Origin of the sequence: Gorillibacterium timonense, from assembly GCF_001457415.1 — a bacterium.
Classification (GTDB): Bacteria; Bacillota; Bacilli; order Paenibacillales; family NBRC-103111; genus Gorillibacterium; species Gorillibacterium timonense.
The window spans coordinates 874,503-896,739 of the sequence record NZ_LN881723.1; the positions used below are offsets into that span (position 1 = coordinate 874,503).

13 protein-coding genes are annotated in these 22,237 nt (G+C 53.3%); 4 read left to right on the plus strand and 9 right to left on the minus strand.

The genetic code is table 11. The annotated features are described in order from the left end of the window. Positions 1 to 16 precede the first annotated feature (16 nt). Positions 17 to 4,525 (minus strand): WIAG-tail domain, encoded by a 4,509-nt coding sequence (locus BN2684_RS11600; protein WP_058302304.1) that lies wholly within the window; start codon positions 4,523 to 4,525, stop codon positions 17 to 19. A 295-nt stretch (positions 4,526 to 4,820) separates the two neighbouring features. On the opposite strand from BN2684_RS11600, the gene asd reads away from it, so the two are divergent. After that, complete coding sequence (gene asd / locus BN2684_RS11605; protein WP_108722208.1) at positions 4,821 to 5,609, plus strand: archaetidylserine decarboxylase; 789 nt, start codon at positions 4,821 to 4,823, stop codon at positions 5,607 to 5,609. 145 nt (positions 5,610 to 5,754) lie between these two features. Here the strand turns inward: asd and BN2684_RS11610 are convergent, their stop codons facing one another. The 6 genes from BN2684_RS11610 to BN2684_RS11630 all read right to left on the minus strand — a co-directional run bounded on the left by BN2684_RS11610 (position 5,755) and on the right by BN2684_RS11630 (position 16,331). Further along, a complete protein-coding gene (locus tag BN2684_RS11610; protein WP_058302306.1) occupies positions 5,755 to 5,958 on the minus strand; it encodes a YezD family protein in 204 nt (67 codons plus the stop codon). Positions 5,959 to 5,971: 13 nt separating this feature from the next. Further along, positions 5,972 to 6,784: an alpha/beta hydrolase gene (locus BN2684_RS11615; protein WP_058302559.1), complete on the minus strand. Its 813-nt coding sequence runs from the start codon at positions 6,782 to 6,784 to the stop codon at positions 5,972 to 5,974. Positions 6,785 to 7,035: 251 nt separating this feature from the next. After that, positions 7,036 to 13,743 (minus strand): hypothetical protein, encoded by a 6,708-nt coding sequence (locus BN2684_RS11620; protein ID WP_058302307.1) that lies wholly within the window; start codon positions 13,741 to 13,743, stop codon positions 7,036 to 7,038. 14 nt (positions 13,744 to 13,757) lie between these two features. After that, complete coding sequence (locus BN2684_RS11625) at positions 13,758 to 15,044, minus strand: S-layer homology domain-containing protein (protein ID WP_058302308.1); 1,287 nt, start codon at positions 15,042 to 15,044, stop codon at positions 13,758 to 13,760. 105 nt (positions 15,045 to 15,149) lie between these two features. Continuing rightward, positions 15,150 to 15,314 (minus strand): hypothetical protein, encoded by a 165-nt coding sequence (locus BN2684_RS24520; RefSeq protein WP_159065788.1) that lies wholly within the window; start codon positions 15,312 to 15,314, stop codon positions 15,150 to 15,152. A 345-nt stretch (positions 15,315 to 15,659) separates the two neighbouring features. Continuing rightward, positions 15,660 to 16,331 carry an endonuclease/exonuclease/phosphatase family protein gene (locus tag BN2684_RS11630; RefSeq protein ID WP_058302309.1) on the minus strand — a complete coding sequence of 224 codons (672 nt, stop codon included), beginning with the start codon at positions 16,329 to 16,331 and terminating at the stop codon, positions 15,660 to 15,662. Between the two features lie 320 nt (positions 16,332 to 16,651). Between BN2684_RS11630 and BN2684_RS11635 the strand changes: the two genes are divergently transcribed. From BN2684_RS11635 to BN2684_RS11645, 3 genes are all read left to right on the plus strand, one after another. Then, positions 16,652 to 16,900 carry a spore coat protein CotJB gene (locus tag BN2684_RS11635; RefSeq protein WP_058302310.1) on the plus strand — a complete coding sequence of 83 codons (249 nt, stop codon included), beginning with the start codon at positions 16,652 to 16,654 and terminating at the stop codon, positions 16,898 to 16,900. A 177-nt stretch (positions 16,901 to 17,077) separates the two neighbouring features. Continuing rightward, complete coding sequence (locus tag BN2684_RS11640; protein WP_058302311.1) at positions 17,078 to 17,704, plus strand: pyridoxamine 5'-phosphate oxidase family protein; 627 nt, start codon at positions 17,078 to 17,080, stop codon at positions 17,702 to 17,704. Between the two features lie 112 nt (positions 17,705 to 17,816). Further along, positions 17,817 to 19,118: an aminotransferase class I/II-fold pyridoxal phosphate-dependent enzyme gene (locus tag BN2684_RS11645; RefSeq protein ID WP_058302560.1), complete on the plus strand. Its 1,302-nt coding sequence runs from the start codon at positions 17,817 to 17,819 to the stop codon at positions 19,116 to 19,118. A gap of 96 nt (positions 19,119 to 19,214) precedes the next feature. Here BN2684_RS11645 and BN2684_RS11650 read toward each other — a convergent pair whose 3' ends face one another. Then, entirely contained in the window at positions 19,215 to 20,660 is a 1,446-nt protein-coding gene (locus BN2684_RS11650; protein ID WP_058302312.1) for a hypothetical protein, read from the minus strand. A gap of 64 nt (positions 20,661 to 20,724) precedes the next feature. After that, a complete protein-coding gene (locus tag BN2684_RS11655) occupies positions 20,725 to 22,155 on the minus strand; it encodes a DEAD/DEAH box helicase (protein WP_058302313.1) in 1,431 nt (476 codons plus the stop codon). Positions 22,156 to 22,237: the final 82 nt, after the last annotated feature.

Consider the following 22,237-nt stretch of genomic DNA (forward strand, 5'->3'; position numbering starts at 1 on the left):
ACGAATCCTTGAAAGACTAGACATCGATTCCCTCGGAATTCCGATGTTCGATCGGCTCAACCGACGTCTCCTCTGAGATAGACGGATCCGCCGCATCCATTGCTATCTCGCTGAACGATTGCTCTGGCGCTGCTGCGGGAGCTGTTTCTCCGGGGGGCGCCTCGATAACTGCTGGATCTGAGTCAGCTTCAGGAGCCTTTTCTTCGAGGGTCGCCTCGATTGCTGCCTGCTCCGACACCGCTTCTGGAGCCGTTTCTACGGGCAGCGCTTCGATAGCTGCTTGATGCGTAGATTCCTCTATCGCGGCTCGCTCGAGGGTCGCCTCGATTGCCGCTTGCTCGGGTGCTACTGGGGCCATTTCATCCGGTATTTCCTCGATTGCCGCTTGTTCAGGCGCCGTCTCATTTTGTGATAGCTCCTGTATATTCGTTTTCAGCGAAATGACCTGGCGGGTCCCCATCGCGATCCAATGGATGACCCCGTCAATAAACCCGTTATTCTCAAGCCGGGTTACTTCCAAAACAGCTCCGGATGAACGGGTTTCCTTTATCGAGAGCAAAAATGCGGAACTGTTCCCAGATACGACCACCGTCACCGCTTCGGACGCAATTTCCTCTTCAAATTCGATGGGAATGAGCAATTTCCAGGTTTCGGCTTCGAGTCCGAATTCCACTAACCCGCTTGCCGGTAAATTCGTGGGAGGGGCGTAAGCGACAGGGATCGGATAGGTATTCGTCAAGCTGAGCGCAGCCTGGACCGCCTGTTCAATCATTTCTGAGACTCGGGAAGAAAGGTGCTGCAGATCGACTGCACCCTTTTGCAGGTGGTCGCTTCCTACACTATCCTCACCCAGGTGGCGGGCTTCCACCGCACCGGCTTGCAGCTGTACGCTTCCTACGCTTTCTGCGCTCAGATGACGATTCTCGATCGCACCTGATTGCAGCTTATCGCCTCCCACGCTATCCGCACTCAGGTGACGCGTCTTCACGGAGCCTACCTGCAATTTCTCGCTTCCGACACTCTCCGCGCTCAGGTGGCGCGTCTTGACTGAGCCGGCTTGCAGCTTGTCGCTGCCTACACTGTCCGCACTCAGATGGCGAGTCTCCACCACACCTGATTGCAGCTGGTCGTTTCCTATGATGCCCGCTCTCAAGTGACGCGCTTCAATTGCTCCCGTTTGCAGCTGCTCGCTCGCTACGCTATCCGCGCTCAGATGGTGGACATTTACGGCGCCTGTTCGCAGTTGCTCGCTTCCCACACTGCCAATGCCCAGGTGATGCGCTTCAACGATGCCCGGTTGCAGGTGCTCACTTCCCACACTATCCGCGCTCAGGTGACGCGCATTTACAGCGTCCGGTTGCAGGTGTTCGCTCCCTACGCTATCCACACCAAGGTGACGCGCTTCAACGATGCCCGGTTGCAAGTGCTCGCTTCCTACGCTTTCCTTGCCCAGATGGCGAGTCTCCACGGCGTCTGCCTGCAGTTGCTCGCTTCCCACACTTTCCGCGCTCAGATGACGTGTCTCCACCGCGCCCGCCTGTAGCTGCTCGCTCCCCACGCTATTCGCGTTCAGATGATGCGCATTCACAGCGCCCGCTTGCAGCTGTTCGCTTCCCACACTGCCTGCACTCAGATGATGCGCCCCAACGATGCCCGATTGAAGCTGCTCGCTTCCTACGCTATTCGCACTCAAATGGCGCGCTTCGATGATGCCCGATTGCAGTTGCTCGCTGCCCACGCTCTCCGCGCTCAAATGGCGGGTCTCTACCGCACTCGCCTGCAGTTGCTCGCTCCCTACGCTACCCGTGCTCAAGTGGCGCAGATCCACCGCGTCCGCTTGCAGTTGCTCGCTTCCCACGCTCTCCGCGCTCAAATGGCGGGTCTCTACCGCGTCCGTTTGAAGCTGCTCGCTTCCCACGCTCTCCGCACTCAAGTGGCGCGTATCCACCGCGTCCGTTTGTAACTGCTCGCTTCCTACGCTACCCGCGCTCAGGTGGCGAGTCTCTATCGCGTCTGCTTGCAGTTGCTCGCTTCCTACGCTACCCGCACTCAAGTGGCGCGTATCCACCGCGTCCGCTTGTAACTGTTCGCTTCCTACGCTGCCCTCGTTCAGGTGGCGAGTCTCTACCGCGCCTGCTTGCAATTGCTCGCTCCCTACGCTCTCCGCGCTCAGGTGGCGCGTATCCACCGCGTCCGCTTGCAGTTGCTCGCTTCCCACGCTACCCTCGCTCAGGTGGCGAGTCTCTACCGCGCCTGCTTGCAACTGCTCGCTTCCTACGCTGCCCACGCTCAGATGATGCGCAGCCACAGAACCCACTTCCAACTGGTCGCTTCCTACGCTGCCCATACTCAGGTGGCGCGCAGCCACGGAACCCGCTTGCAGTTGGTCGCTTCCTACGCTGCCCACACTCAGGTGTCGAGTCCCTACCGCGCCCGCTTGCAGCTGCTCGTTTCCCACGCTCTCCGCGCTCAGATGGCGCGTATCTATCGCATGTTCTCCGATGTGCTCGGCGAGCACGGAGTTGAAGGTTAGGTGCCGGGATTGAACGCTGCTCGGCTTCAAGTGATTGGGCCCAACCGCTTCCACCTCCAGCTTCTCCGCAGTCACCGCTCCCGTCGCGAGCTTGCTTGTCGTAACGGAAGAGTCCTTCAATTTATCTACACTCACGCTAAGCGCCTGAAGGTGACCGGAGTTGATCGCTCCTCCGGAAATCTGAGCCGATCCGACGATGTCCACTCCGAGATGCTGCGTCCCAATGCTTCCGGGAGCGAGAGCCTTCGCCGTCACCGCTCCTTCAGCCAAATGAGTGCTGGTCACTGACGCAGGCGCTAATTTGCTTCGGTCGACGGACCGTTCCGCCAGCTTGCCTCCCGTAATCGAGCCGTCATCCAGATGAAACGATTTGATGACTCCCGCCGGAAGGTGATGCCCCTTGATGACTTCCATTCCCAGATGGCGGCTCTCGATACTTCCTTCCATGAGGTGATCCGCGCCGACTGAACCATCTGCCAGCTTGGAGGAATCCACCGCATTGTCGGCCAGCAGCCCCCAGTGAATCTCTCCAGCCCGGATATGAGCCGCCGTTATCGTTCCATCCGCGAGATGGCGGGCATCGATTGAACCCGGAACGATTTTGTCCCCGTTGAGACTGCCCTTGGCCAAATGCTCAGCTGTAACAGCCCCGCTGGCCAAATGATAGCTGTTCACGGCCTCCGCCCCGATATGGCTGCTCAGAACCGAATCGGCTGCAAGTCGGGACGACGTCACGCTGCCCTCGCTTAAATGGCGCTCCTGAATGGCACCTTCTGCGATTTGAGCTTCATGAACCGATCTTTCCGTCAAATGCTGGTTGCCGACGGAATTCTCCGCAAGCTTGTCAACGGTGACAGAACCGCTCGCGAGCTGCTCCGTTCCTACGGACCCCGCGGCTATATGCTCCGCATAGACGGAAGCGGCTTTCAGCTTGTCGAAGCCGACGCTGCCATCCGCCAGCTTCTCTTCGGTTACAGCGCCGGTACGAAGCTTCTCTGTCGTAACCGAACCTGGCGATAGTTTGGCTGAGTTAACGGAGCTATTGGCAAGATGGGCCGATTTTACCGCCCCGCTGCGGATCTTATCCGAGGTTACAGCCTGATCCTGCAACAGCTCGCCGGTGATGATGCTGTCATGAAGATGCCGGGAAGTGATCGAGCCGTAAGCGAGCTTATCCGGGCCGATGATCCGATCCGCCAGCTTTTCGGCAGTGACGGCACCATCCGCTAGCTTTTCCCCCGTCACGGTTCGGTTGCGCAGCTTTCCTCCCCCGATGGTTCCGTCTCCGATGTGATAGTCCTGGACTGATTCCGCAGCCAGTTTGGCTGTTGTCACCGATCCTTCCGCCAAATGGCGGCTCCTGATCGAACCATCCGCATAGTGGCTTTCATTCAAACTCCCGCCTGTAATCTTGCTGCCCGTTACCGATCCGCTGGCCAGCTTTTCCTCCGTAACGCTGGCATCCGTGAGATCATCCGTATAGACGACGGAAGGAAGGCCGATTTCCGCTTTCCGGTCCTCAAGCATGGCCTTCAGTTCATCCCGGCTATGGTCTGGAACCGGATGAGGCTCGACTGCAGGTGCGCCGTTCGACGTGGATGACAGCTTTCCTTCCGGCTTCTCAAGAACGGGCTGTTGCACCTCGCTCAAATCGTTAGCTGGTGCGGGATTTTCTGCGAGCTCCGTAATTTCTGACTGCACGGGAGCTGCCGGCTGTTCCGGAGCGGAGGAAGCGACTTCCGGCACAAGTCCTTTATCAGCCGACGTCTTTTGCTCTTCCGTAGAGGAAATGGCTTCCGGAACAGCAATCGAACCGATTGTCGTTGGATTTTCCTCCGGGGAGGGAGCGGTTTCCGGCACGACTGTCTCCGGTTCGCGAGGCGATATCCCATCCAACCATTTCAATTCCTCTGTTCGGGCATCATAGCGATACCCGCGCGTCTTCTTTACCTTCTCCTTCCCTTTCCCGCGTACCGATTTCCCTTTGTCCATGCTGGGTCCCCTTCCGAGTCAATATCTCCTGTACCATATGCATGGCCTGTGCGGATTGCCCCTCCGAAATTGGTTGAATTTTGTAATGCATCTGTAATCTCCCGTTAATCACCCTTTAATGTAGAGCGCATATAATAATCATTGACCCCCCTTTTAATGATATAGTTTCTCGTTAACCCGCGGCCCGTTGCCGACGGGTTCCTTTCTTTTTTAGGGGCGTTGCGGAGATCGGCGAACTGTGGCAAGATAAGCAGGAATAAGATTTCCTATGCAAAAAAGAAAACAGGTGAGACGGGTGTCCAAACGATTTTTTCGATTGTTAACCGAGCTATCCTCACGCAAAAGCGTGTCGAGAATAACCGGAGCTTTTGCCGAATCCCGATTCAGCCGCAGGCTGATCCCATGGTTTGGCCGTACCTACCACATCCCGTTTGAAGATGCAGAGAAGGAATGGACGGAGTATTCGTCCTTAAACGACTTCTTCACCCGCAGATTGAAGCCCGGCTTACGTCCGGTCGACACGACCCCGGACAGCCTGATCAGTCCGGTTGACTCCAAGATCACCGGGATGGGACCGATTGCCGAAGGACAGCTTCTTAATATCAAAGGTCAGGATTACACAGTGGAGGAGCTGCTGAACGGCTCGCCGCGCACGGTCAACTACCGGGACGGCTATTTTCTCGTGCTGTACCTGAGCCCGACCGATTATCATCGCATTCACACGCCTGTAGCCGGACGAATTCTGGAAAAGGAACGGATCTCGGGAAGAGTCTACCCGGTGAACGAGTTCGGCCTGCGGCATATGACGCGGGTGCTTAGCCGCAACGAGCGTTTGGTCACTTATCTGCATACGGTTTACGGGGAAGTGGCTGTGGTGAAGGTCGGGGCGATGAACGTCAGCGGAATCGTGTACGCCGATCCCCTCCCGGAGAATGTTCAAGCAGGCGATGACCTGGCTTATTTCAAATTCGGCTCGACAGTCGTCCTGCTTTTGGAAAATGGCATCTTTGAGCCCCGTCCCGATCTGATGAACGGAACGGTCGTCAAAATGGGAGAACGACTCGGGTCCTTGCACAAGGCATAGGAGCTTGCAATTGCCTTCCTTTAGCCGCTGTTTTCGCATTCGTCCCGAACGGACAAGCGTATCCAGTGAAAAAGCCCAACCGGCAAAACGGATCAACTTCCGTTCTGCAGATTGGGCTTGCCTATTGGGATAGTAAGATCCGTGTTTACCGACGGCCTTTGGGATTCCCCTTCGCTTCGAAATCCGTTCTTTTCTCCGGCTGACCGTCGAACCGCTTGCGTTCCGTCCGTTCGATCTGCACGATTCTTCCGTCATGCACGATGATCTGAACCGCTCCGTATTCCATTCCATTTAAGCTGGATACAATCCGTTCATTCCACTCATCATCGACTTCAAGCGGTTTAGCCATGGGATGGCCTCCTTCAAATGATCCGGCTTTTCGGTCCGCTGTGGCCGATCAGCCATCCTTTGGTCCGATCAATGACCGCAGTTACACTCTCTTCCGAAGAGAAGGTATGGTTCGCCCCCTGCACAAGCTCTTTGTCGCAGCAACCGTCGCGACGAATGCGGAAGATTTTTTGGTACAAGAAGCTGTAGTCGACGGGAATCACATCATCTCCGGTTCCATGAACGAGCAGGATCGGTCCTAGAAATTTACGAGCCTCTTGAAAGGGATGATGCGCGCTGAGCGAGTTGAAATAGCCTGAAGTAAGTCCATATCCGAGATAATCTGCACGGCCTTCTTGCATCGCCTTCTCATAAACATCCTTGCCGACGATGCGCACGATATCGCCGAACGGATTGGCCACCGGTGACCACAGCACCAGCTTGTTGACTCGTTTGTCGATGGTGGCTGTCAGGATGGCAACCGCTCCGCCTAGACTGTGGCCGAGAAGGGTCACATCCTCCGTCGCTATGCCCGGTATGGCAAGCACATGATCGAGCACCGCACGGGTTTGACTCACCATGGCATCGAGACCTCCCGCGCCATAATCGCCTTCACTTTCCCCGCATCCGGCATAATCGAAGCGGAGAACGTTCAGTCCGGTACCGGCCAGCTCGCGCGCAGTCTTCACGAACAACCGGTCAACACCGATCCGGCTGCCGACAAACCCATGACAGATCACAACCAGCGGCGCAGCCTGAAAGCTCCCCCCTCGATCCTCTGCTAGAGGACGATGTAAGGTAGCGGCCAGCTCCCATTCTCCCTGTCGGATCATAAATGTGGTTTCCATGCGCATCCCCTCTCTCTTGTCCCTGCCCGGAACCCGATCATTCGACGAAACGGGTCAGGCTGCTAGATGTGATTGTCATCTATTTGATAAATCATATTGGTTTACTTGGTATTATCACTTTACCACTTCCTGTAGGGAACGTCAATCAGGAATTCAACCGAAGGAACATTCACCTCCCATTAAAAAGTCAGATGAGCATGTCCCCATTCTGGGAACATGCTCATCCTTACCGTTCGCCATTTCTGGTCCGCTCAATGCCGAGTTTGATTGACGACAACCTTGTACATACTCCCCGCTACAACGAACGGAACATCTGCCGTAGATACTGCTCCATTCGACCAAACCGCGGTAAAACGAACCGTATGCTCTCCATCTTCCAGCTTTGCAAGCTCAGGCCGATTCAAGATGCCTGTAAAGTGAATGGAGTCGCTCCCCGTTAACGGAAGCGAGAGACGGTTTGTCAGCAGCTTCGCAGTTACCCGCACCGGGCGGGTATCGGTATGCGTATCCGTTACCGTCGCATTCAGAACAAGCGCTTCTCCCGCCCAAAAGACGTTTTCCGCGCGAGTCTCCAGCGGATGCTTCTCATTCCAGCGAAGCCGAATCTCATTCCACTCCGGGGTATGCCGGATTTCACCGGCAATTGTGAGCGGCAATACTGGGAATGACCATGTCTGTGCAAAGGTTTCCTCAAAGGGGTCGATCACCGTGATCGAGAGGGAGTGCATTCCCTTCTCCAACGGTCCATAGGTGAAGGTCTTCGTCGTTCCCGACGAAACGAGCAGCCAACTGGCTACTTCTACTCTCTCTCCGTTTACCACCGCATCAACCCTCACCTGCAAGTCATCTCCGTCAGGATCGGAAACGGTGAGGGAGAAGGTCGGCGTATCTTGTTCGTAAATGGGAGCCGGTATGGTCAGCGTTGCCGAAGGTGCCCGATTCACTCTCATATAAGTGAAAGGCGAATCATCGCCCCAATCATAACCATCAAAGACCCGTACATGAACCTTGTACACTTCTCCCGGTGTCAGCGCCTTCGTCAGCTCATGAGCCCTCTCGGTCCAGGTCTCACTGCCTTCTTCACCTGCCAGATTGCCGGAATCGTAGACCTTGGTATTCCCCAGGTTGAAGACTTCAACCCGGAACAAAGGGAATACAGCTCCCGGATCGGGATCGCTCTGCGTAAAGACGATGGACGGATATCGAGCCACTATCGTTGGAGTACTCTGCGTGCCACTCGGATAGGTGATGATCGCTGTCGGCCGCCGGTTGATGAACAGCCATTCCTCGTTCGACCATTCGGACCACAGATCGCCGTCGTAGACACGCACCATGACCTTCAGCGGAATGTTGGTCGGCAGATCGAGCGGAACCTTCATGGACTGGCCCCCAAGCGCCCAATCGCCGCTCTTCGTTCCGGAGTCGTAAGCAACATCCCCATTCGCCCGTTGAATCAAGACACGGTATGCTTTGATCCGTGCGCCGAAGCTCGAATCCGGATCTCCTGCGGTCCAGTCAATCGTCGGGCGCAGCTCGTCCAGGATCTTCTGAGGGTTTTCTTTTGTTCCTACCGGATTCGTCAACGTGACGGTTGGGGCTTGGTTCACTTGGATCCACCCGATGTTCGACCAGTCGGACCAAGCTTCCCCATCGGTTACGCGCACTTGCACCTGCAGCTTTTGACCCCGAGGCAGCGTCCCGGTCTGCCAGCTCCAGCTGCCGGCTGTCGTGGCAATTCCCACTTCACCACTTTCCGAAATGACGCTGCCAGATTCGCTCGATACCTTGACCTGATATCCCCGGATCCATCCGCTGTCATCCCATTGGTTCCAGCTTACGGTTGGCCGGGTCGAAGTCGTGAAGCTTGGGGATGCCTTCGAGCCGCTTGGATACGTGAGATGCACCGTAGGTCGGATATTTGCCGGAGGAATGACCGCTGTTCCGATTTCCTTCGTGACCGGCTCGCTCCATGCTCCGTATTCATCCCTCACCTGAAGGGTCACGCTATAGACTCCTTTTTCCGTGGGCCGTACAAGCTGCTCTGTCCCTTGAACACCACTTGGAGAAGTGTAGCTGTACTTGCGCTCCATGATCCCTCTCGTGGCTCGGTAATCGATGCCAGTGGCCTCCGTGGAGTAATTGGAGTCGCTGATCCATCGGTCCGGATCATAGCTCGTATCTGTCCAGGAGATTGTTCCGTCCGGATTGGCCGTCAGGTTGAACTCGGCCACTGGCCTGCGATGTACCGTCACCTTCACTTGATAAGCGTTCGAGTCCATCCGGTACTCATCGAATCGCATATTTGGATACAGGTATTCCGGATTCGGATCATCACGATCCCGCAAAGTGACGAGGTAATCGCCTACCTTGTCAAAGGATAGCTGCGGACCCGTGAAGGTCTTGCCGTTCATGTCCGATAGCCCCTGATTATTCAGAAAGCGCGGTGTGTGCTGATAGCTCCACTTGCTGTCTCCACTCTTCGGGTCGTTCTCCGGATCACTGTACAAGATGCTGCTGTACCGAGCTTCCGCTTTACCGGTTGTCGGTTCCCATATGGCGTAACCGGAGAACCAGTCGATATCCGGCTCGTTGACTTCCAATGTGCTAACCGATCCGAATGTTACATGCTCCTTGTCGGTAAATGGACCAAACTTCCCTGCCGAGAAGGTGCTGTCGGTTACGGAAAGGTTTTGTACTCCATTTACCGATACCGTTAGAGCTGATCCAAGTGCTTTGACCTTGAAGCTATACTGTTCTTTGTCCTGGAAGGGATAAGCCCGACTTGCCAGAACACTCCGAGTTCCGTTCACGTATTTGGCCAAATACAGCGTCGTTCCGTTCGTCTCAACGGCATACCGATTTTTACCGTCCTGCATCCGGAACGAGAATCCTGCTAGATCATCCTGGTACTTCTGGGCCTCATTCATCGTGAGCTTGAACGTGAACTCCGTGTCTCTTTCAGATACATTCGACATAAACTGGCCGAGTGAAAATCCTCTGAAGGTTAGAGGATTGGTTGTCGGTGGTCCAGCGGTCAACCAAGGGACAAAGGAGGGTCGTTCAGGATTGAGTGTATCTATAAGAGTGAAGAACGATAACATCAATCCATCACCTACGAATTGAGAGTAGATATGGTTCTTTGTAGAAGAAGAGTACCCCATACCCACATATTGATAACTAAGAATACCTCCGCCTGCTAAATTGCCTGTCAAGGCATTGCCATCTGCGTCTCTTACTACTCCGCCTAATGTGTTGCGCCCATCGCTATTGGGCTGCCCTCCCACACCATCCCGGTATGAACCGTCAGGCTCAATCCGATAATTTGCAGGATATGCTGTGACACTTCTCGGAGAAATTGATTTATGTCCTGTATCCATGTTAATAACTTCGTCAAATTCAATATGATCCATCCAACTTCTTGTGAACGATCTTACGGTAAGTTCACGTTTCACTGTGTTCATAGATATTGTCCATGTACCTTCAACCGGTGATGAACCAGATGCAGCATAACTGTAACCAAACGTTGGATATTCCCCAGGCAACTGTACCCTCCACTCGAGAGTGTTGTCCCAGTTCACGCGTGACACGTAAGTTGTGTACGGGTCAGGTGTACCTATCTGTCCGTTATATCTATACGACTTAAAACCAACGGTGTAGAAGTAAATCTCCCCATCGGGTCCCAGGTAGAATGAATCCCCACCATTATCATATGAGTAGTAAACCATGTCTCCATTATCGTTCGTGGCGCTATATCCCTCTATGCTCGGAAGTGACACGGGTTGAGTCGTGTTGCAATTTCTATCTAACGTCACACTCTTATATATAGTTGATGAGACATTGATGCCTGGCCATGTTGGATATATGACCTTCAGATTGCCGTTATAACCAATCAGTCGATGCCAGTAAGTTGGATCAAGTGTAATACCTTTTTCAAAGGTACTGGCGATGAAATTACCTGTTTCTGCGTCATATGTTCGAATATCCAAGACATATGACATACTCCCATTCTTTCTGATCTTCCAGACTATACCCTGGTAGATAGTAGGGCCTGAGAGTTCGAACTTAACGTCTTCGATCTTCTCGGGAAAGACAAACTCGCCACTGGAGTCTTTAACATAATCTGGAGGTGTTATTATGAAATCATACGGACTGGGACCAAGCCATGTAGGTTTTGATTTCGTCGCATTACCGCCAGCATATACCTCCACATCCATTTTAAAATCAGGTATTCGTAATTTATTCATTGCGTAGACATTGTTGTTATACGCAAAATACATGCGTTCTCGAGTCGTTTTAAATGCGACAGAAGATCCTTCATTAAAAATGACAGGGTATAATTGAGTTCCATCATCGCTAGGCACTAGTAACGGCTGACTCTTGTTTGTGTCCATAGAAGTCATCGTTCTGTAGGGATTAATACTATTATTCCCGAACCCAGCATTTTGGAAATCCGAGAACCATGCATATATAGATGTAAAAGATCCGAATGTTTTTTCATAGGAATATGCATATTGCCTTTCTATACCTTTGCCACTCCCTCCCTCCAATTGTGACCCGGAGGAGTACCATCCGTTGGTTAAAGTAGGCGCGTTTGTATTCGTCTGGATTAATGACCATTTGGACAAAATCGTGTTCGCAGCGTATTCCTTCTTATCAGGAGGAACCGGCTGTTCGTTCTTACCCTCCACAACAAAGGATACCGTTGGCGCTTGGTTGATGGTATCGAGCTGCCCTTCCCCATAGCTGCCCTGCTTCAATTCCTCGTCGGAGCGAACCCGGAAAAGGTACTTGCCGACTTTGGTTGGTGAAAAGGTCGCCTTCTCCATCGTTCCGGAAAGAGGTTGCCATCCATCATCATCGAAACCGTTGTTGTTGGCATCGTACTTGTACCAATAATAGGCCACTACAAGCGGATCTCCGTCCGGGCTATAGGACTTGTTGTATATCGTTACGGGAAGTCCGCGCAAGGTAAGCGGTGCGACATCCAGCTTTCCTATCGGGGGCAAGTCCGGCTGCACGGTCAACGTATGTGTAGCCGGGGCCAATGATTTTAACGCTGGCATTCCCTCATCCCATACGTCGAGCTTTACCGTAACCTGGATATCGTGATCTGTTCCGTTGATGTAGACGGTTTGCTTGTTGGTCCACTCGTCCTTGCTGTGGTCGATTTTCCGTCCAACTGGGCTATAGCTCTTTGCGGAACTGAAGGCGACATCCGCAATAGGCCGGTTCTCTTTCACAACGGTAGGGCCTTCAATAATCGGGATCGGATTTTTCGGGATAACCTCCAAGGTCGCTCCAGCTGTATAAGCAGCTCCGAAGGAATCCGTCATGGTTGCAAAAACCGTCTGATACCCCACACTGGTCGTATCGATGCGATCCAGGTAGTCGGCTAACGGATGATACCCATAGAGATCTGGAAGACTTGCCACCCATTTTGAGCTTCGGCTGAAGTCCCATCCGGTCAAGCTGAACGGATCACCATCCGGGTCGCTCGGAGAAACGGGATTGGAAGTTTGATCGTCGATTGGGCGAACCATAACCTTCGTGCCTTCGACAACCTGAGTGAGAGGCTTCACACTAGTAAAGTCGCCATCCCGGAACCAACCGAGCCGGAAGTAAGGAGGATGGTTTTCTGCCGGTGCCTTGACGGTAAATGACTTTGTAACCCATTCCGATGAACATTGTGTCCCATAGACTTTCATCTGGACTTGTACCGTTCCGGCGCTAATTGCCGCTGGATAGTAGTCTGGGTAGGTGAAGTCGATTCGTTTGGTCTTGTCTGTTTGCCTGGGTGAAGCCCAAGTAGCGCCGTTCGCCATTTTGAATTCATGGTAACGGTAGGTGCAGTTGCCGGTTGTTTTGATGTCCTTCGGCTGCAGCGAAACGCTGTCCCGATAGGTTATCGAATTGCCTGGAAGAATGTCGAAGTCTCCGATGATTCCGGCTGGTTGCGGCGTTGGCGTTGAGCCTGTGACTGGAGGCGATGTGATTGGAGGAGTTGTCTCTGTGTCCTTTTTGACGATCTCCACGGTCACATCGTAAGGGTAGCGGTAGGTGACCGACTTCACGGTTGTATTGTACCCGAGTATATAATACAGAGAAGCAGCGCCCGGGGCTCCCAAAGGACGGTAGAAATCCTGAAAATCCATTTGCAGATCGAACGCGATTTTGAATAGAGTGCTACTTTGTGGAATGATGCGCTGATTCAGGATTTTGGATTGCGGAACATTCATGTATTGTTTGATTTCATATACACCATTAATAATTAATTTCAACTCGCGATAATAGTCCGGGTTAGCGTCGATATCGCTCTCAATCGGCGTCGCAACGACAGATGGATCGATAACAGTGCCCTTGCCAACATTCTGTCCATCATCCACCTCGTATTTCTCCGATATTCTGTTTGGAAACTCTAATCCTTTGCCAATCACGCCAGGATAATCTGGAACCCGGTACCCATCCACCGTACTGTAGGATACCGTTCCGACCGGCTTAAGAATGCTCGTTTCCGATGAAATAGGAGCCGTTACAGTCTGGCCGCCTAGCGTTGCCTTCCATACCTTTGAGGCTGAGCCGCTATATCGGTCCCATGCATAATAGGTGAGATTATCGTTGCTCTTTGAAGTCACCTTGATTGGCACTCCTTGAATCTTAATGGAAGTTGTGCCAGAATCACTCAGACTAAGCTGTACATTACTACCTGTTTTAGGATCCTTGTAATAAGCTTGTTTTACTTTGTAGCCGCTTTTTGGTGTATAGGATATTTGCCCTTTGCCCGCGCTGCTAGCACTGAAGCTTCCATCGCTCAGCCGCTTTACATTGTCATATTGAATGGGAACGCTAACGGATTCGGCATGTGCCACACTCCCACCAGTCCACTGAGAAAGCAGTTGGAAAACAAGAGAGATAATCACAAGTGCAGCGATCCCGATTCCAAATCGCTTTTTTCTGCTCACCTGAATTCCCCCACTCAGAAGTTTGGCCACCCGCTAAGAACTGGATCATGTTGAATGATTCCGATGCCAGGAACCTCAAGATACAGAGTGAGAGAACCCTTTGTAGGATCCACCTTCAATCCCTTTTTGGGGAACAGGTACAATTCTCGATCGTCTATCTGCCCACCTTCCACAAAAACCGAAGCAATATTAACCAGCTTTCCATTCCAAAAATCCTCAATGTTTGCAGTAAAAGGCCGATCGATGTAGGTTTCAATCTTACTTGAACCCGCGAATCTCGCATAACCCCCATCCGCCTTCACGACACGCCCCTGAATGTAGAGAAGGTAGCTGTTCATGAACTTGTCCAGAGGAATACCCGGTTTATTTGCCCTTGCATACCACCGTAAATTTTTCACCGGAGGAAGTAGCTCCAGATTGGGATCATTCGGGTCGGCCAGATCGATCGCAATGACCGAGTCAATGACGGATTTATAATTCTTATCTTCCGATTCTACGGTTAGCTTGTTCGGATCGTAGTGAGCAACTCCATCCGCAAAAAATTCCGGCATAACGCTGAAAACGTTAGTTTTGTGCCAGTACAGCTCCGCCGCTTGTACTGCATATTTGTCCACTTTCAGCTTGCCGCCATTCTTGACGGTCAATATGCGTTCGATCACGGTAATCGACTCTGCACGAGTCGTCGTGTTGTCCGGAGCGATCACACCAGGAGCCACGCCTCCGATAACCCCGGTTTGTGCGGCATAAAGCACAAACTTTTTCGGATTGTAGTGGTCATCACCTTCAGCCTTGAATTCATCGAATGTATGGCCAACTTCATGGCGTTCCGGCTCATAGCCGGTCAACTTCTTGCCGAGCGCCTTCATCGCCAACCGAGACATTTCTAACCGCGTCAACGGCTTGTCTACGTTGTTGTTGAACTCGGACGCTGAGGTTATGTCGGCCTTGGATGCCGCGGCGAAATACGGGTCGTACCACTTGCCGCCGTCTACCGACGGTTCAACTGTCAGTCCGAGCGCACTCACCAGCATCTTCGTAAACTCGGCCCGGCTGATCTGCCGATTCGGCTGGAAGGTCCCATCTGCGTAGCCGTTGACGTATCCCTTTTTCATAGCCTGTTCGATCGAGGATTTGGCCCAATGTTTGGAGATATCTGAGAACGTTACTTGCTTAGGAAGCTGTTCGCCTCCGGTTTCATCTGCTTTTACGGATACTCCGCTGCTCAGCACGAGTCCAGCCGCAAGCAAGAGAGCTCCGATTTTGACTGATTTTTTGGTATCCAGCACGTTCCCGATTCTCATAAATTCTCTCCTCTATTCAATAGGATATAGGAACTCTTCAACATCGTTCGCCAACTCCATATACAACCAACAATGGAATATCATTGTAGGATTGAACTGATCATATCATAAACCTTCACCGGTTCCCGGTAACAAATTACACAGTTCTTCCGGTTCCAGCACTTTTCTCCTCTTTTTGCGATCTCGCAAGAACAGGAATTTGAGGAAACGCGCACGGTAGTGCGCTTCATGACGGTGATGCCGTGCAATAGATAGTAATACTGCGCTCATATCTCCACCCACCCGAAAATAAGAAGCACCTCCATTCCCCTGTATAATCAGGGAAAAGGACGGTGCTTCCGTCTCGCCTTGCTATTCGCAACCCTTAGGTTTATCGCGCAACTTGTTACTACTCATTATATCCGCAGAACGAAGATACGCAAGAGAATTTGTAAAATTTTCCTCGAAGAGTCCGTTCGACCGACAACAAACAGGGGCCCCATACCTTACAAAACCCATTCAACCGACGATAAACACGGGCTCCCCTACCTCGCCAAATCCGTTCGACCGACGACAAGTTTTGCTATCACCCTTTCCAAATCGTTCGACCCACCGCGAGTATCCGCTCTTACCTGCTTACCACTCCAATTGCGCGACGACTGCATGATGATCCGACGCATCGGTGGCTTGCACGTAGGCTTGCTGCTTTTTCAGCGGAAGCTTGGTATAGATATGGTCAATTTCGCGGCCCGAACGAACCGTCGGTGCGAAAGGTTCGGGGGCGACTTTGCTCCAAGTCGGGTGCAATTGGTCCAGAAAGGGATGCTGAGCGCCCATATTGAAATCCCCGAGCAGAATGCCGTGTCCGTCAATCGACCGCAAGACGTTAAGAAGATAAGGAAACTGCTGCTCCCGTTCCCTTTCCATAACCCCCAAATGAATGTTCACGATCGTGCACGGCTCATCGGGGGTATCCACCCGTACCGACAGAATGCTCCTTCGCTCATTCACACCCTGGAGATAAACCACTTGCTTGGACAAGATTGGATACCGGGATAGAATGCCGTTGCCGTATTGAACGAGCCCGAAATTGATGCTCGGAGCAAAAGCGGACTTCATATCGAGCTTTCGGCCGATCCGCCGGAGCTGGTCATGCAGGTAACTGCGCGGGTGAAAGCGGTCAACCTCCTGCAAGGCGATCACATCCGCATTCATCTTGAGAATCTCTGCCGAGATCCGGTCGATTTCAAGCTTGCCATCCATGCCCACGGCATGGTGGATATTAAAGGTCGCCACCTTCAAACGCAAAACGGTTTCCCTCCTCACCTGCCCGCCTGAGCAGACTCCATCCCTTTATACATACCCGTTCCTGCGGGTTTCGTGACCGAGTCTCGACATAAAACCATAAATTTATAATTCTAACGAGGAAAAAGTCCTTTGACACCGTTTCAGAGTCGGCCTACAAGGGTATTTGAAAGAATAGGCCCTTTGTTCCCACCGCCCTGATGCTTATCCAGGCGAGATCCCGCGAGAGGAGGCATGGTGCGTCGTTCGAAATTGGCAGCCGGTCGTTCAACCTTTCCTTTCAAGGAATCACCCAAACTATTCAGGTAAAGGAGATCTTGAGAATGAAACCACCTGCTTCTCAAATGCCGTTGACGCTGCTAAAGGACCTGCAGACCGCGGATCGTTCCATGCTCCAGCTGACCCTTCACCTGGGCCAATATCCGGAGGACAAGGTTGCCCTGGATCAATACAATGAATTAAGCCAAGCGAGACAGAATACTCGAACCAAAGCGGAAGCCGCTTTTGGACCGATGCGTTCTTATCATACTTCGTTAATCGATAAGCATTGGGATTGGCATCAGGCCAATTGAACGGATGAAGCGGTATTTAACCGGTCCGGTATCTAAGCTTATCAAAGTCGGAACTCTGTAGCAAACATGTACCTCTCCCCATCTTAGGGATCGCCCCGGAACAAGAAATGGTTCCAGGACGGTCCTTTTTTTGCTATAGTGGATCAAAATAACAGATATCGGGGAGGGAAAGAATCCATGAGACGCAAGGAGTTTTCCATGGAGGAAGAACAGGAAATCCGACTGTTTTTGGAGCGGCAAAGCTTTGGCTATCTCGGAACGATCGGGCCGGACGGCTGGCCGTCCATCACTCCGTTAAATTTCGTCTTCTATCAGGGCAATCTCTATTTCCACGGAAGCAAAATCGGACAGAAAATGGCCAACCTTCAAGCAGATCCCCGTGTCACCTTCGCGGTTGCCGAGGAATATGCTCTAATTCCCTCCTATTTCAGCGACCCCCAGTATGCATGTCCCGCCACCGCCTTTTACAAGTCCGTTCTCCTGAAAGGAACAGCCCGCAGCATTGACGATCTTTCACGCAAAGCGGAGGTGCTCGGCGCCTTCATGAAGAAGCTCCAGCCCGAAGGAGGGTACGTGGAGCTCAATGCCGAAGATCCGGGTTATGCTGCCCCAGTCAAAGGGGTCGCTGTAGTGGAAATCGCCGTCTCCGAAATCACGGCCAAGTTCAAATTCGGTCAAAACCTCAAGGAGAAGAAAAGGGAGAACATCCAGACCCGTCTGCAGGAACGCGGGCTGTCGAAGGATGCGGAAACGGCGGAGCTGATGAGCCGCTATTGCCCTTACCATCAGGCAGGCGAGAAATGAAGGCATGTCGAGATTTGTCGCGCCCCATGGAGTGACGCTTACCTGTGAAGATGCTATAATGAATGCCAATATGCAAGCTACCGAATTTAACCGGAAGGAAGGACGCCCACTCATGAATCCGCAGGCCGCACAGTTGAACGATACGATCCGCGATGGCAATCCCCATGTTTACGAGATGCTGTCGGATTTGGGTCGAGCGATTTATTTTCCCAAGCTGGGAATTCTGAGCCAGTCGGCTGAAGCGAAGGCAAAAGCAGGCAAATACAACGCCACGATCGGAACCGCTCTTGAAGGCGGCAAGGCGATGCATCTCGGAGTCATTCAGGATACCCTCTCCGCTTATGACCCGAAAGACTTGTACGATTACGCCCCCGCCTCTGGGAAGCCGGAGCTGAGAGAAGCCTGGAAGAAGAAAATGGTCGCCGATAACCCCTCGATGGAGGGAAAATCCTTCAGTCATCCGATTGTTACCAATGCGCTGACCCATGGGCTCAGCATCGTCGCCGACCTGTTCGCCGGCCCCGGAGATGCGGTGATCATCCCCGACAAAAATTGGGAAAATTACGAGCTGACCTTCGGAATCCGACGCGGCGCCGATATGATGGAATATCCACTCTATAACGCGGATAATCGCTTCAACGCGGAAGGCTTGAAGGAAGCCATCCTTGCGGCCAAGCCATCCGGCAAGGCCATTGTGGTGTTGAACTTCCCGAACAATCCGACCGGATATACGCCGGGAGCCGAGGAGGGCCGGACCATCGTAGAGGCGGTGAAGGCAGGAGCCGAGGCAGGAATCAACGTCGTGGTAGTCACCGATGACGCTTACTTCGGCCTTTTCTTCGAGGATTCTCTCCACGAATCCATCTTCGGTCAGCTATGCGGCCTGCATCCACGCATTCTCCCTATTAAGATCGACGGAGCGACCAAGGAAGAGTATGTATGGGGCTTCCGGGTCGGATTCATTACCTACGGCAGCGACAATCGGGATGTACTGGCGGCGCTTGAGCAAAAGACGATGGGCATCATTCGCGCCACCATCTCGAGCGGTCCTCACCCTTCTCAAACCTTCGTTCTGCATGCGTTAAAAGCCCCCGGCTTTGAGGAGCAGCGGAAACAAAAGTTCGAGGTGATGAAAGGGCGCGCCAACCGTGTGAAAGAGGTGCTGGACTGCGGCAAATATGCCGAGGAATGGGACTACTATCCGTTCAATTCCGGCTATTTCATGTGCCTCAAGCTGAAGAAGGTTTCCGCCGAGCCGCTTCGCCAGCTTCTTCTTGAGAAGTACGGAATCGGCACCATCGCCCTTGGTGATACCGACCTCCGCGTAGCCTTCTCCTGCATCGAAGAGAGCGGGATCAGCGAATTGTTCGACCTGATCCATCAAGCCGCTTTGGAGCTCGAAGCCGCCAACTAATCCCAAAAAGCTCGTGACCATGTATTGATGGGGTCACGAGCTTTTTATTTTCAGAGCCGCTTATCGAGAATCAGCCCATTTTGAGTTGAAAGCTTACTAAAACGATCCCGGCCGATTCTTTCTCCTCCAGATGCGGATTCTCCGATAGGTCATGCGGCAGCCGAGGACAAGCCCCGTCGCAATCCCCGTTATCGTCACAACCAGCGCGATGTATTGAAAGAGAGAATAGCTCCTCAGCACACCCCAATCAATCTTCGGCCCCTTCAGGTCCTCGATCACCTGATTCATGCCGTAGATGCCGCTGATCACCGTATATACCGTGAAGATCATGATCAAATTGCTCGTGCGTCGATCCGTGGTATCCGCCTGGTACTTGTACAGGTCGTTCAGAGTCTGCTTGACTTCCTCATATAGGCTGTTGTTGCCGAACAGTTTCCGCAGCTGGATGAAGATCTCTCGGCCCTGCGACTGAGTGACCAGCTCCAGGAAAAAATATTTCGACGAAAACTTGGTGATCTGTCCGATCAGATCTTCGATGTCGTCGGGATTGCGGTCATACCGCACCGTGGAGTAGCAGTTGCTCAGCTTGAGCAGAACGATCTTGTGAAAGAGGTTAAGCAGCAGCCCGTAATAATATTCGCCGTACATCTGGTCAGCCAGCAGCTTCCGCATCTGCCCGCTTCGGCTCGTCAGGCAGCAGAAGGAGTTTTCGTCCATGACATAGAACGTATTCGGCGCCCATCGCTCATACGCGTGCTTGTCGAGGTAAGCGTTGATGTAGGCCATATTGCTGGAGCTGACATTGGGCTTACCCGACAGATTTAAGCCGTCGATTCTCCCCGCCCGGTACAGATCCTCCCGATCGATCTCCGTCCCTTCCGGAAAGTTATAGAAGGCTTGAACATACATCCGTTCGTCCACAAAGAACGGCATCGTCTCAAAGTACGCCCCGGCCTGATCGGAATTATCCAGAAAGGGCAGAGTGCTCGCCGCTACAACTTTGAAGATGAAGTCCTCGACTTCTTTGTATTCGCGGCCGTCACACTCCACATAGGTCAAGTCATCCGGCAGGCTGATGTCCTGCAGAACACGAAACCGGTTGGCGAATTCCAGCGCTTCGGTATAGGTCAGCTTGTCGTTGGTGAGTTGAACGCGGACCGTGATGAAGCCGAGGGAAAACGGGCACAGAAACACATCCGCCGAAAGAATGCGAAACGGAGTCCGATTATGCAGGCTTCTGAGCACGCCATCGATGTTCAATTTGCGGGAATACCGCTGAAAAGCATCCTCATCCTCCGCATGGGGGAAGAGCACATTATTGGTGAAGGGAAGGTAATAGCGCTCCATATTCCGGTGGGAGACGCGGAAATCGCCGTAGAATTCGCCTTCCAAATCGAGATTGTCCAGAAAAAACGGTTCATATCCGTCTTCCCTCAGCTTGCGCTTAAAAGCGGGTTGTGAGCGAGGGACGAGGGAAAAAGGGAAGATGAATTGCAGGAGCGCGTTTTCCAGTTGCTTTTCCCGCAGTACGGGCATATCCATAGCCAAGCTCCTCCCCCTGTCACATCAAGGATGAGATCTCTTCCGATTCCTTGATGCTCCGCCATCAGGAGCGTTTATCCTGCTCCCGCTTTTCCTTCAGCCACTTCGGCGCTCCCTTGGACTTCCGGTCACGTTCGCGGCTGCTCTTCGCACGCGCCGATTCCGCCGCTTTGCCGGACTGCCCCTTCGGCTTCGCGGTAACAGCCGCCTTCGGCTTGTCTGCAGACGCTGCCGCCTTTCGCGGACTTGCTTGCGGGGATCGCGAAGCGCTCGGACCGGCCTTGACGGACTCCGCCGTGGTTTGCTCCGGCTTGTCAGATCGCACGGTCCCCTTGCCTCCTCTGCTCCCGCCGCGCATCTCAGCTGGGGCGAGTGCTTCTCCGCCGTACAGCTTGCGCTCCGTGAATGTGACTCCGAGCGCCTTCTCGAACTTGCGGATGATGAAGCGCTCCCGCTCCGTTAAGAGGGAGATAACGGTCCCGGTACGGCCCATCCGCCCCGTGCGTCCAGCGCGATGCACGTAATGCTCGGCATCGATCGGCAGATCGAAGTTGATGACATGCGTCACTCCGGGGAAATCCAGCCCTCGCGCCGCCACATCCGTCGCGAGCAGCAGCTGGAATCTCCCGTCGCGGAAGCCGCTCATCACCTTCGCGCGCTCTTGCTTCCCTGAGTCTCCGTACAAAGCTTCTATCGATAGGCCGGTATATCGGATCTTGGCGGCCACCTCTGCGATGTCTTCCGTATCGCCGATAAAGACAATCGCCAGCTTTGGATTGAAGTGACGCACGACCCGGCGCAGCAGATTGATCTTGTCTCGGTCATCTCCGACGAGATAGAGATGCTCGAGAGTCGCGGCCGCTCTCTCCTCAGGTTTAATCGCTAGCTCCACCGGCTCCCGCATCCATTTGCCTGCCAGATTGCGAATTCCCGCCGTGATCGTCGCGGAGAAAAAGAGGATTTGGCGGTCGCGGAGCATGCTGCTTAGGATCTTGTCCACCTCAGCTTTGGAGCCGAGATCAAACACCTGGTCGACCTCATCGACAACAACCGCTTTCGCTTGATGCAAGCTCAATTTGCGCTTCGTAATCAGCTCGAGTACCCGTCCCGGCGTTCCGACAACCAACTGCGGATGAAGCTTCAGCTTCTCCAACTGCCGAGACAGCGAGGCCCCGCCGATCAACTGCTGCACGCGGATATCCGTCCCAGCCGCCAGCTTCTCGGCTTCCTGGACAATCTGCATGCCAAGCTCGCGAGTCGGCACCAGAATGACCACCTGCACCGCCCGCTTGGCTTCCTCGAGCCGAGCCATCACCGGCAGCAGATAAGCGAGGGTCTTGCCGGTGCCCGTCTGCGACTGGGCGATGACATCCGAGCCGCCCAAAATGACAGGAATCGCTTCCTGCTGAACGGGGGTCGGTTCGGTGATTCCCGCCTCTCTCAGATTGTGGACAAACCGCTCCGGCAGCGGCCATTGTTCGAAGGTTGTCGTCATTACACGCATTACTCCTTTAATTGTCGTGGTTCTACATTCTCGGTCTATCATAGCATGAACGGCCGCGAGAGAGAAGAAAACG